Genomic DNA, 11865 nt, shown 5'->3' with positions numbered 1-11865 from the left:
GGGGGGCTGAACTCAGGCGAGGCGGCGGGGCAGACGGCGTTTCATGCGCATTGGCATCTGATCCCGAGGCGAGAGGTGATGACAAGTCCCCCCGCGGAGACGTTCGGGGGGTGATTGCTGATAGGAAAGCCTATTGAATATGCTTGTAGAAAGCTAAGTTTCAGCCTCTAGGTGCACAACGGTATGTCCGTTACAGGCGATTACTAAGCGCGGGTCACTCATCAATGCGATCTCTGGAAGCCGCGCCATCTGCGTCACGCTCATATGTCGCCGCCAATTCTCGAAGAGTAGTTGCCAATCGATGGTATCCAGCATTCTCGACAGCTTCGGCCTGCGCGCGATACTTCGTTGCCAGTTCTCTCTCTGGCGCGCCGGTGGGATCAACCCAGTACACGCCGCGAGAGTTGTACAGCTCAGTACGAAATCCATTTCGCATGTCCTCAGCATCCCTTGCGTTCAGAGCCGCAGCGGCTGAATGATGTATCCACAATCCGTCGGGATCCGACGGCACGTGAATCAACGAATGGCCAATCATCGTCATTGCAATCTCAATATGTCCAGTCTCCGCGCACTCCTCCTTGACAGCATCCAGCCATCGACCAAGAGCGGCACCATCAAAGGTGCCATCCACTTGCAAGCCTGGTGGCGTCTGCCACTCGTTCAAGAGGCGATAGGCGTTGCCTGCGATTCCTTTTCTTTCCTCCGTCATATCTTCAGATAGTCGTTCTTCGATTTTAGATCGGAAGACGAGACGAATCACTTCGCAGAAAAAGGCGGGTGTTGTCGCCAAGCGTCGCTCAAGCAATCTCGGAGCACAATCATTGTGTCGACCGAGAAGGGGCAAATACGCCCATTCGACTCGGAACAAGTCTTCAGGCTGCGTGGTCGGATCTTGCTGCAGAGCCTTGATGAGCTCTGCTGTCTCATAGGCATCCAGTGAGTGCATTCTCTCGGTCGATTCCAATGCTGCTAGCAATGCCCGCACGGTACGCTCACCATCAAGCGGCTGTTTATCAAGCAACATCTTATGGAGACACCTCAGTGCGGCAATAGGACGTCCGTAACGAACAAGCTCATCGATTGCGTGTTCGAGGCCCGTATCCGTCTGATAGGGAATCGCGCTCGTCTTGCTCCAATACGAAACCTCATCCGACCCAAGAAGACGTGCGGAGCGCTCCCACGCTCCCTGTGCGAAGGGCAAAAATGAGAGAAACTGCCCGATCTGAGATGAAGACCATCGCGTTGTATCGATACCATCCACCCACTGCCAACCACCGATGCGAAACCTGCTAATAACAAACCCACCTGCAAACTGACAAAGCTGCTTCTGTTCGGATTCCACCAAGTCGGGCAAAATGACGCTATTCATATCCGGACCTGCCACAACACCGTAGGCTATTCCAACGCGCCAAGGCGACTGGACTGTCTCCGCGAATTCAAGCACAGCCTGTACTCCGCCCATCGCGACTTCCTCTACGGCTCGTTGACGAGAAAGTTCGAGTTCATTATGTTGCTCGTCGTAGTTTCCCTTCTCCTTATACAGTTCAGAATCACGCTCACCAAAAAGCCGTTGATGCCGGAAGGCTGGCGCATCTGGTGACATGCGTTCAGCAACAGAGGTAATCCTGTCGACTTGGTCCGGCCCCATCGCCCATTCAGCGCCAGAAAACTTCTTATGCTTCGTGACTACATCGACAAGCGCATTCCATAGTCTCATTCGATCACTTTCCGGCATCCTGATCACTGCATCAGAACTCAGATGGTCCAGAAGGCACTCTCGTGGCAATGGGGGCAGGCTCTCAATATGATCTATCAATATCTCCAGCTTCTTACGGTCAAGCCTGGCCGTCTCGATCATCATATTTGAGTATAATTCAACTTGCTCCCAGTACTCACGACGAGTTACAGCCTTCGACCAGTCTTCGGGAATCGTCTGGCGCCAAGCGGGCCTACTCGTGCCAGGTGAAGTTGATTTCGATTGAGGAAGTAGGCTAACGAGCAAATTCCATCCAATCTCTGGAACCTCGGTGAGCAATCCAGATATAGCTGCCGCACGTTTGTCCACCGGTGCGCATGTCTGAGGCAACCATGGCAATAGGATCGTGGACAGAGAATTTGCTGGACGATTGGACCAATTGCCACCCGGGTCTCGTTCGGCAAGCTCTCCTAGACAGATCACGACGCGGTATAAGTGACTCGGGTCCCAAGCCAAAGTCTCCAAAGCCCAGAGTACGCCACTCATGTAGGTGCGACCCGTAACACCATCGCTTTCTTCAGCAAAGACAAGATCGAAGGGGCACGGCCTTGTAGCAAGTGCCTTCTCCATGGCGCTAAGGAATTCTTCCGGCGAAGCTTCTGCAAGTAGGGGAAGCAGATCGCCAAGGCTGGCCCAACGCTCCCAATCGGCGTCAGCAAGTATGTCGCGGACCGCCAAAACCGCTGTCAGCTCGGCTCTCCCATGTGTGCAAGATGAGAGTGCCTTAGGATGGCTTCCCAACAAGGCTAACGACCCTGCGAGGCCGCTTCGTAAGCGCCATGAATGAGTAAGAACTTTACCTTGTATTCTCGCTGCGTATCGCTCTTCCTTAGGAAGCTCGAACTGGGGGTCCTTCTCCGTCAATACATAAGCCGCTACATTCCGCAAGCGCACTAAATGATCGTCGAAGAGTTTCGGACCAAGGGCATACCACCCTTCATAGCGGGCCGCAAACCGCCATTTTCCGGCTCGCTGAGTCAGGGGAGTGCCCGGGCGAAGCGCAACCTCACGCATCTTGCCGATCCACTCCCCGTAGGAGTTTCCCGATAGGTCCTCCACCACCGCTCTGTCGGCATCTGAATCATCGGTCCAGGCGCCGAGCAATGCCGCGATAGCCAATTCAGAGGCAACGGAGCCCTCAGCCCATTCAGGCATGAGAGAGAGATTCTGAAGACATCTGAGCAATGAGCCAAGGTGACCACCACTCTTTTGCGCCAACGTGCGGGCCCGCTCCTCGCCGTATCCCGCCTGCTCCAGCGCCTCCCGGACATCATGTGATCGGGGCGGTCGTAGCGACACACTTGTAGGGTCAGGTATGCCACCCGCTGGCCCGCCGAAGATTACAGCGTGCCCATTCCTTCGAGCTTTTTGGATCAGCTTTGTGCCGATCTCGCCGCTTAAATCAAGCGTGGAGTCAGCAATTAAGATGAACCTCTCTTTCTGAGAACATATAGCATTCCATGCGTCGGCGCCGGAAACAACAAGGCATCGCCCAGCCGCATCTGCATGATTCTCGGCATCTAGGTTTGCCAAGTACGCAGACACAAAGTCGACTACCTGATCAGGGAAGTGCGTTTCTAACTTAAGCTGGACAGCTGTTCCAGCCACTACTTCGTCAAGTTTTGCGCAAACGTCATCCCTACACGTCAGAAAAAGTTTGGGCGTAAGGGGTGGCGGCTCTCCGATAGTGCGAACCAAGTTCCAACGCTGCTCTGGTGTGTCGAGCTGATGAACGGGCAAGCAGATTGTCCGCTGCGCCAGCCAGAGTTCTACGGGAGGATACTGATGAATCCAGTCGATAAGCTTCGTTCCATCAATGACGCGAACTTCCCGCCATTCATTTTTCGCACGACGCACTTCAAGCCACGCCCCCTGCGCATCCTCTTTCCATGTATGTTCCCAGTCCCTCCGTCCCGAAAGGGGCGTAACGAACACAAAAGTGGACTCAAGCCGGGTACTTTCTGGTATTGCTTTAAGTAGGTCGCCGTAATCGGAGGTGGCCTTTGCGCCAGCATTTAGCCCTGTTCCTATTTCCCAAAACGAGCGGCCCTCTGGGACGAATGGATCGAATGCGAGATCTACATCCAAAAGCCCATCGGGTCCGTGCTGGCCAATAGCATCACCCAAGGGGAACCGACGCTCTCTTGGCTTAGGAGATGAAGCAGCTACTAAGCGCCATACAAGTTCAACAATTACACCTTGAGCCTCTCGTGCGTTACCGCGGACCCACTCGTCCAGCTGGTTCTCATTAATAATCACTCGCAAGACCCCTCTTGTTGGAATGTGATGCGCGATAACGCCAGAGCAGCCTAACTCCTAATTGGACGGGTTCTGCATAACACCCATTATGGCTCTGGACTTTCTGCATAAGTCACAGACTCTAACAAGCCTAGCAACAGAAGACCTCTTGAAAGATCATTAATCCCTGTTTGGACTTTGAGATCCACGCGGAAGCTATTCGAATCCGAATAACATCGTCACAAATCGAACCTGCTCCTTTCGATCTACGGCAGCCTCAGGCGCCTCGATACCCATGCCCGACCAGGAACCACCCGCCGGCCTCTACCAACAACTTCTCACCGAGGGCCTGGAGCAGCAGCTGCGCCACCTGCATGAAACCCTGGTCGAAACCGACGGCCTTGATCCCAAAGAAGCCCCGCGCCTGTTGGCCCGTCATCTGGCGGGTCTGGCCCGCATTGCCCTGGCTCACCTGAGCGGAGGCGCCACCCCTGAGCACCAGCTGGCCCTGGTGAACCAACTGGTGGGCCTGCTCCAGAGCAATGCACCCCGCGCCATCTCCCAAGGCGACCTTCTTCACCCCTCCGGCCGGCTGCTGTTGGAGATCCGATCCACAGCTCGCCTGCCTGGCCAGACCAAAACCATTGGCCCGCTCATCCCCCTGGCCGACAGCACCCTGCTGGTGAACGCCAGCGGCGAACCGTCGGTGGGGCAGGCGCTGATCCACGAAGTCCCCTCCGCCCAGCGGATCGACCTGCTCTGCGCCTTCATCAAGTGGAGCGGTCTGCGCCTGCTCCAGCCGGCGCTGTCGGCGTTCCTGCAGGCCCAGCCCCGCCGCTCCCTGCGGGTGCTCACCACCGTCTACCTGGGCGCTACCGACCGCCGAGCCCTCGATTGGCTGGTGGCGAATGGCGCCGAGGTGCGCGTCAGCTACGACACCCGCCGTACCCGCCTGCACGCCAAAGCGTGGTTGTTCCATCGGCCTGGTCTCTTGGGAGCCACACCTGCCTCCACCGCCTACATCGGCTCCTCCAACCTCTCCACTGCTGCGTTGCACGACGGCCTGGAGTGGAACGTGCGCCTCTCCGCCCACGACAACGAGGGCATCCTGGCCAAGTTCCAGGCCGCCTTTGAGAGCTACTGGGAGGAGGGCGAGTTCGAGCCCTACCGGGCCAGCGAAATCGAGCAGCGCCGCTTTGATCGGGCCGTGCGCGAGGAGTCGGCGGGGGATTCAGCGGCGGACGCAACCCCGCTCAGCTTCTTCGACATCCGCCCCTACGCCTACCAGCAGGAGATCCTCGACAAGCTGTCGGCCGAGCGCAGCCTCCATGGCCGCTGGCGCAACCTGGTGGTGGCCGCCACCGGCACGGGCAAAACCGTGATCGCCGCCCTCGATTACGCCCGCCAGGCCGGTCCGGGCCACCCGAGCCTGCTGTTCGTGGCCCACCGGCGCGAGATCCTGCAGCAGAGCCTCGCCACCTTCCGCCAGGTGCTGCGCGATGGCTCCTTCGGCGAGCTGCTGGTGGATGGCCAGCGCCCCAGCCAGTGGCGCCATGTGTTCGCCTCGGTGCAGTCGCTCGCTGGGCTGGATCCGGGGGACCTGGCGCCGGACACGTTCGACGTGGTGATCGTCGATGAGTTCCACCACGCCGCATCCGCCAGCTACGAGCGCTGGCTGCGCCACCTGGCGCCAACCTTGCTGCTGGGCCTCACCGCCACCCCCGAGCGCACCGGCGGCGAGGACATCCTCCATTGGTTTGCCGGCCGCATCGCCGCCGAGCTGCGCCTCTGGAGCGCCTTGGAGCAGGGCCTGCTGTGCCCGTTCCACTACTTCGGCCTCCACGACGGCACCAACCTGTCGCAGATCGAATGGCGCCGCAATGGCTACGCCAGCGAAGCTCTCACCAACCTCTACACCGCCGACGACGCCCGCCTGCGCCTGATCCTGCGCGAACTGGCAGACAAGGTCACCAACCTGGAGGCGATGCGGGCCCTGGGCTTCTGCGTGAGCGTGGAGCACGCCCATTGGATGGCCCGCAAGTTCGTGGCCGCCGGCCTGCGCGCCGCGGCCCTGGATGCCTCCAGCCCCCGGGAGCAGCGCGCTGAGCAGATCCGCCGCCTGCGCGCCGGCGAGCTGCAGATCCTGTTCGCGGTCGATCTGTTCAACGAAGGCCTCGACATCCCCGAGATCGACACGGTGCTGTTCCTGCGGCCCACCGAGAGCGCGATCGTGTTCCTGCAACAGCTCGGCCGCGGTCTGCGCCTCTGCCGGGGCAAGAGCTGCCTCACCGTTCTCGACTTCATCGGCCAGGCCCACCGGAACTTCCGCTTCGACCTGCGCTACCGCGCCCTGCTCGGCGGCACCCGCGACCAGCTGGAGCAGCAGATCAAAGACGGGTTTCCCTTCCTGCCGGCCGGCTGCAGCCTGCAGCTCGATCGGGTGTCCAGCGAGCGGGTGCTTGCCAATCTGCGCGAGTCGCTACCCACGCGCCGTCCCCAGCTGCTGGCGGAAGCGCGCCGCCTCGGGCGCTGTTCGCTGGCGGGGCTGCTGGAGGGGCTGGGGATGGAGCTGGGGGAGTTTTACAAGGTGGCGGGATCGTGGGCTTTGCTGCAGCGGGAGTTGGGGTGGGTGGCGGCGGCGGCGGCCAGCGGCGATGAGGAGCGGCTGGGGCGGGGGATCGCCGGCGGGCTGCTGCATCTGGACGACCCGGAGCAGTTGCGCTGGCTGGCGGATCAGTTGCAGCGGCCCATCGCGCCCGATCCGGCGAGCTTCGATCCCGCCACCGAGCGCAGCTGGCGCATGCTGATGGCCCAGCTCTGGGGCAGTGGCCGGCAGCACGTGCCCCTGGCCGAGGCCCTCGTCCGGCTCTGGGCCGCCGCCGGTCTCCGCGCCGAACTGGTGGAGCTGTTCGCGCTGCTGCTCGATCGCACCGACCACCTGGTGGCGCCGCTCGACTGGGACCGCGCCGATCCGCCCCCCATCCCCCTCAAACTCCACGGCCGCTACTCCCGCGCCGAGGTGTTTGCCGCCTTTGGGCTCTTGAACGAGGCTCGCCCCTTCCCCGGCCGGGAGGGGGTGTTCTTTGACGAAGCCACCCAGTGCGACGTCTTCTTCATCACCCTCAAGAAATCCGAGCGGTTGTTCTCCCCCACCACCCGCTACAACGATTACGCCATCTCCCCGTGGGAGTTCCACTGGGAGAGCCAGAGCCTCACCCGGGAAGCTTCCGCCACCGGGCAGAGATACATCCATCACGTTGAGCGCGGCAGCAGGGTGATGCTGTTCGTGAGGGAGGAGAACAGGCGCGGCGGGGTGACGCTGCCGTTTCTTTCCCTCGGGTTCGCGGATTACGTGAGCCACGAGGGCGAGCGGCCGATGGCGATTCGCTGGCGGTTGCAGCGGGCGATTCCGGCGGCGTTCGTGCCGGAGTTGGCGTTGGCGGTTTGAGGGCGTGGAGCTGATCAAGGCGTATCCCTTTGGCCCTCTGGTTCCTGCAGGCGCCTCATGGCCTCCCTGGCAAGAACAATCGCAATCCCTTGAAAGTTGCCCAAGGCCAAGAGGTCGTCATCGCCAGAGACGATCAGATCGGCGAGACCACCAACGGCCGCAGCCAAGACCTGATCGTCGTCGGGATCCCTACTGACGGGACCTCCCAGATCAGCAGGTTCCACGCGCTCAACCAGGACGGCATAGCCATCAAACAGATCGGCAATCCTTACACCAAGCCGAAAAATGGGCTCTCTGAACTTCGGTCGCTGCAGCACGCCTTCCAACTCGGCGAGGAGAGGAACGGTACTGATCAGCTGAACCCGCCCAACAACGGCCGCATCCATGAGCTGCCCGGGAACTCCCTGCCAGATCAGGGCAGAGAGAGCCGTGTTGGTGTCAAGAACCAGCCGCAAGTCGTTGCCCCTTGCGGTAAGCGCTGATCTCCTCGTTGATCTCTTGCCTGGTCAGCACCTCCGGCGGGTCAGCAGCAAGAGCAGCCCTTGCGTCTTGCAGACGGGCAATGCGGTCTGAGGCCAGCTTGGCCCGCAGCAGGCGCTCAATCGCTTCTGGCGCCAGCAGACCAGCTCCGCTGGCTTCCGCCGCTAGCGCATCAGGGAGGGTGATCTCAATGGTGGTCAAGCGTGCACCCCAACCATGCTTGCCTCTGAGGGTAGCCGGCATCTCCACCCAGAGGTACAGCCCACAGGCCACGCCGCGAGCAGATCCGCCGCCTGCAGGGCAGCACCTGCCCCTGGCCGAGGCCCTCGTCCGGCTCAGGGCCGCCGCCGACCTCCGCGCCGAGCTGGTGGAGCTGTTCGCGCTGCTGATCGAGCGCACCGACCACCTGGTGACGCCGCTCGACTGGGGCCGCGCCGATCCGCCCCCCATTCCCCTCAAACTCCACGGCCGCTACTCCCGCGCCGAGGTGTTCGCCGCCTTCGGGCTGTTGAACGAGGCCCACCCTTTTCAGGCCGCGAGGGGGTGTTCTTTGATGAAGCCACCCAGTGCGACGTCTTCTTCATCACCCTCAAGAAATCCGAGCGCCTGTTCTCCCCCATCACCCTCTATAACGATGTCGCCATCTCCCCGTGGGAGTTCCACTGGGAGAGCCAGAGCCTCACCCGGGAAGCGTCCGCCACCGGGCAGAGATACATCCACCACGTTAAGCGCGCCAGCCGGGTGCTGCTGTTCATGCGGGAGGAGAACAGGCGCGGCGGGGTGACGCTGCGGTTCCTGTGTCTGGGGTTTGCGGATTACGTGAGCCACGAGGGCGAGCGGCCGATGGCGATTCGCTGGGGGCTGCAGCGGGCGATTCCGGCGGCGTTCGTGCCGGAGCTGGCGTTGGCGGTTTAGCGTTCAACCATGGATGTCCACGAACGGATCACTATCAATCCTGCCGTGCGTTTCGGGAAGCCCTGCGTGCGGGGCACCCGGCTGACGGTGGGGGATGTTCTCGGGTATCTGGCCAGCGGCATGAAGGAAAACGAACTGCTGGAGGATTTCCCACAGCTCACCCATGACGACGTGCTGGCCTGCCTGGCCTATGCGGCCGATCGTGAACGCCTGCTGATCAGCCTCACCACCGCCGCGTGAGCGTCAGCCTGCTCCTGGATGAGAACCTGTCGGAGCGACTGCTGCCTCTGCTCTCGGATCGGTTTCCTGAGTCAGGGCATGTGCGGCTTCTCGGGCTTGGGGGAGCCGATGATCTGACGATCTGGGATCGGGCCCGTGCTGACGGCGACCTCCTGGTGACCAAGGACGAGGACTTTCTTCGTCTCAGCATGAGCCGAGGTTTCCCGCCCAAGGTGATCTGCCTGGCCATCGGCAACGCCGGCAATGCTTCAACTGCCGCCCTGCTGTTGGACCATGCTGCTGCCATCGAGGATTTTTCAAACCATCCGGAAGCTGGCTTCCTGATGCTCAGCCCAGGAGCGAAGCCCTGAACCATCTTCGGCGTCAGGCGCAGTTCGCGGGTGCTGCCCTGAGCGCCCTTCAGGACGAACAGCTGTAGTGCGACACCCCTCCGGCGTTGAAGAACTCCCTGGGCTTCAGACGGTCATACGTCGCCGCCAGCTCCGCAGGCAGCGCGTCGTAGGGATGGCGGAACACCTCCTGCAGCTCCCTGACCAGGCCGTAATCGCCCTGCGCCGCCTGTTCGTAGGCCGGGGCGATCAGCCATTCGCGCCAGGCGACCGCGGGGTTCACCCGTTTCATCGCTGCCGATGTGTCGCGGGGGTCGCCATTGCTGGTGATCAGATGCCGCCAGCGCTGCAGCCAGCTCGTCCATTGCCCATCGAGCTCCTCTGAGCAGGGCAGGTAGAAGCTCTCCTGCAGGGCCGAGACGTGCTCGGGGAGATCCGACAGCCTGCGGAAGAAGATCGTGTAGTCGGCCTTGGAGGCCACCATCAACTGCAGCAGGTCCTGCACGAGCTCGGCGTCGTAGCGGAGCAGGCCGAGCTTGCTGGCCCACATCGCGTCGAGCTCCTGGCCCATCGCTTCAGCGAAGCCCTCACGGATCTCATCCAGCCGCGCGAGCGCCTCTGTGTTGCCCTCGAGCAGGGGCCTCAGGGAGGCCCAGAACATCTGGAAGTTGGCTTCCGCCGCCACCGGTTGGTTGAAGAAGCTGAAATGCTGGCCGCCGCCGGTCCAGGGCTGGAAGCGGGGGTCGAACAGTTCGCAGAAGCCGAAGGGTCCGTAGTCGAGGGTGTACCCCCCCGCCGCACAGTTGTCGCTGTTGAAATTGCCCTGGCAGTAGCCCACCCGCATCCAGTTCGCCACCAGGGACGTGAGCCGTCCGCGGAACAACCGCGCCAGTTCGACCACCTGATCAGCGAACTCCAGAGCCGGATCAATCTCCTGGCGGTAGTTGCGCTCGATCAGGTGCGCCACGATCATCCGCAGCTCGTTGCGCGCCTCCGGATGGGCACCGCTGCGGGCGCGGCGGGCGAACAGCTCCAGCTGGCCGACCCGCAGGAAGGAGGGGGCTACCCGGGTGGTGATCGCCGCCGGATTGTCCACCAGGACGTCGGGATCGAACGAGCGGGAGTTCGCCGAATACCAGGGCCGGCGCACGGTTTCCGATCGGGACACATAGAGCGTCAGCGAGCGGGAGGTGGGAACCCCCAGGGCGTGCATGAACTCCTGCGCCAGAAACTCGCGCACGCTGGAGCGCAGCACGGCGCGGCCATCGGCGCCACGGCAGTAGGGCGTCGGGCCGCCGCCCTTGAGTTGCATCTCCCAGCGCCGGCCGCCAAAGACGCCTTCGAACACGGAAATGGCCCGGCCATCGCCGTAGCCATTGCCGGTGCCGAACGGACACTGCTGGATGTATTCGCTGCCGTAGATCGAGAGCGCATAACCGGTGGCCCAGCCATAGGGCCGCATCGGCTCCTGGGCCGCCGTGATGTCGCCGGAGAACAGGCGGCAGAACGACGCGTCGTGGGCCAGAGCCTCGCCCAAGCCCAGTTCCTCGAAGAGGGTGCGGCTGTGGGCCACGAGCTCCGGCGCCGGCAGCGGCGTTGGCGTCACCGGCACGTAATGGCCGGAGAACACCTGGCGGGGCCGGTGATCGTGGCCATCGGCGGTGGCCTGGGGATCCGCCCGCAGGGAATCCAGCAGCGAATAGTCGGCCCGCTGGGCAAAGTCCGCGAAGGTTTTCGTCAGCACGGTCGTGGGCGCTGCTGTCGGCACGGCTGTCTGCACGAATCTCTGTCGCTGGGGTCACCATCCTGGCGAGCAGAAGCCGCACGGTGACGGATCACCCGTCAGTCGTCCCAGAGCTCCGCCAGATCCAGCCGCAGCCCGGGGAGTTCCGGCTCCCCGTCCAACACCGCCAGCCCCTCCAGCCGCTGCGGTTCGCCACTGGCGTGCCACACCTCCACACCACGGATTTCGGGCAGCAGCAGCCAGCCCAGCCGGGCCCCATTCGCCTGGTAGGTCGCCATCTTGCGGCGCAGGTCGAGCAGCCGGTCGGATGGGCTGGCCAGCTCCACCACCAGATCCGGACAGAGGGGCGGAAAACCCTGGCGCGCTTCGCTGGAGAGGGCCTGCCAGCGCTCCAGCCGCACGGCACTGGCATCCGGACTCAGCACGGAGCCATCGGGCAGCAGGAAACCGGTGGAGCTGTCGAACACGCACCAGCCGGGCTGGTTGCGGGCCCACAGACCCAGTTGGACCGCCAGCCGGTTGTTGCGCCGTCCGGTTTCGCCGCCTGCAGGGGTCATCTCGATCAAACGCCCGTCCGCCGCCAGCTCCAGCACCGCCTCCGGATTGGCCGCGCAGAGTTCGGCGAACTGGGCCGGCGTGAGCCGCAACGCTTCGCTGAGTTGGCGGGGCAGGGTGAGCATGGCCCTGCGGAGGCGCAAACAGTTCATTCGATCCT

The 11865-nt window shown here is 62.4% G+C and carries 10 protein-coding genes; 5 read left to right on the top strand and 5 right to left on the bottom strand.

What is annotated here, in order from left to right; genetic code table 11:
- The first annotated feature begins 6 nt into the window (after window positions 1–6).
- Window positions 7–114, top strand: coding sequence for an HIT family protein (locus CJZ86_RS17590; protein WP_143594053.1), 108 nt, complete (start codon window positions 7–9; stop codon window positions 112–114).
- 100 nt (window positions 115–214) lie between these two features.
- Here CJZ86_RS17590 and CJZ86_RS05365 read toward each other — a convergent pair whose 3' ends face one another.
- On the bottom strand, window positions 215–3883 hold the full coding sequence (locus CJZ86_RS05365) for a PDDEXK family nuclease (protein ID WP_198960079.1): 3669 nt from the start codon (window positions 3881–3883) through the stop codon (window positions 215–217).
- 406 nt (window positions 3884–4289) lie between these two features.
- Between CJZ86_RS05365 and CJZ86_RS05360 the strand changes: the two genes are divergently transcribed.
- Complete coding sequence (locus CJZ86_RS05360; RefSeq protein ID WP_094584935.1) at window positions 4290–7442, top strand: DEAD/DEAH box helicase; 3153 nt, start codon at window positions 4290–4292, stop codon at window positions 7440–7442.
- Between the two features lie 14 nt (window positions 7443–7456).
- Here CJZ86_RS05360 and CJZ86_RS05355 read toward each other — a convergent pair whose 3' ends face one another.
- Both CJZ86_RS05355 and CJZ86_RS16485 read right to left on the bottom strand, forming a co-directional pair.
- Complete coding sequence (locus CJZ86_RS05355) at window positions 7457–7897, bottom strand: putative toxin-antitoxin system toxin component, PIN family (RefSeq protein ID WP_094584934.1); 441 nt, start codon at window positions 7895–7897, stop codon at window positions 7457–7459.
- Window positions 7881–8123: a hypothetical protein gene (locus CJZ86_RS16485; protein ID WP_143594041.1), complete on the bottom strand. Its 243-nt coding sequence runs from the start codon at window positions 8121–8123 to the stop codon at window positions 7881–7883. Before CJZ86_RS16485 ends, CJZ86_RS05355 begins: the two co-directional genes overlap by 17 nt.
- 342 nt (window positions 8124–8465) lie before the next feature.
- Here CJZ86_RS16485 and CJZ86_RS17265 point away from each other — a divergent pair, with 342 nt between their 5' ends.
- The 3 genes from CJZ86_RS17265 to CJZ86_RS05340 are packed head-to-tail and all read left to right on the top strand — an operon-like array spanning window position 8466 to window position 9427.
- Window positions 8466–8837: a DUF3427 domain-containing protein gene (locus tag CJZ86_RS17265; RefSeq protein WP_233133860.1), complete on the top strand. Its 372-nt coding sequence runs from the start codon at window positions 8466–8468 to the stop codon at window positions 8835–8837.
- Window positions 8838–8846: 9 nt separating this feature from the next.
- Window positions 8847–9077, top strand: coding sequence for a DUF433 domain-containing protein (locus CJZ86_RS05345; protein WP_094584932.1), 231 nt, complete (start codon window positions 8847–8849; stop codon window positions 9075–9077).
- The gene (locus tag CJZ86_RS05340) at window positions 9074–9427 is read left to right on the top strand and encodes a DUF5615 family PIN-like protein (protein WP_094584931.1); all 354 of its coding nucleotides are present in this window, start codon (window positions 9074–9076) and stop codon (window positions 9425–9427) included. Before CJZ86_RS05345 ends, CJZ86_RS05340 begins: the two co-directional genes overlap by 4 nt.
- Window positions 9428–9476: 49 nt before the next feature.
- Here the strand turns inward: CJZ86_RS05340 and CJZ86_RS05335 are convergent, their stop codons facing one another.
- Window positions 9477–11150, bottom strand: a complete 1674-nt coding sequence (locus CJZ86_RS05335; RefSeq protein ID WP_198960084.1) for a protein adenylyltransferase SelO — start codon at window positions 11148–11150, stop codon at window positions 9477–9479.
- Between the two features lie 98 nt (window positions 11151–11248).
- On the bottom strand, window positions 11249–11830 hold the full coding sequence (locus tag CJZ86_RS05330; RefSeq protein ID WP_094584929.1) for a Uma2 family endonuclease: 582 nt from the start codon (window positions 11828–11830) through the stop codon (window positions 11249–11251).
- Window positions 11831–11865 lie beyond the last annotated feature (35 nt).

The organism is Synechococcus sp. BO 8801 (assembly GCF_002252675.1).
In the GTDB taxonomy this organism is placed as follows: domain Bacteria; phylum Cyanobacteriota; class Cyanobacteriia; order PCC-6307; family Cyanobiaceae; genus Cyanobium.
The sequence above is the reverse complement of the archived record's forward strand: the minus strand, read 5'-3'. Positions and strand labels throughout refer to the sequence as shown.

Coding starts and splice junctions, on each gene's coding strand:
- CJZ86_RS05360 (WP_094584935.1), top strand. CDS start 4,290: ATGCCCGACCAGGAACCACCCGCCGGCCTCTACCAACAACTTCTCACC.
- CJZ86_RS05345 (WP_094584932.1), top strand. CDS start 8,847: ATGGATGTCCACGAACGGATCACTATCAATCCTGCCGTGCGTTTCGGG.
- CJZ86_RS05330 (WP_094584929.1), bottom strand. CDS start 11,830: ATGCTCACCCTGCCCCGCCAACTCAGCGAAGCGTTGCGGCTCACGCCG.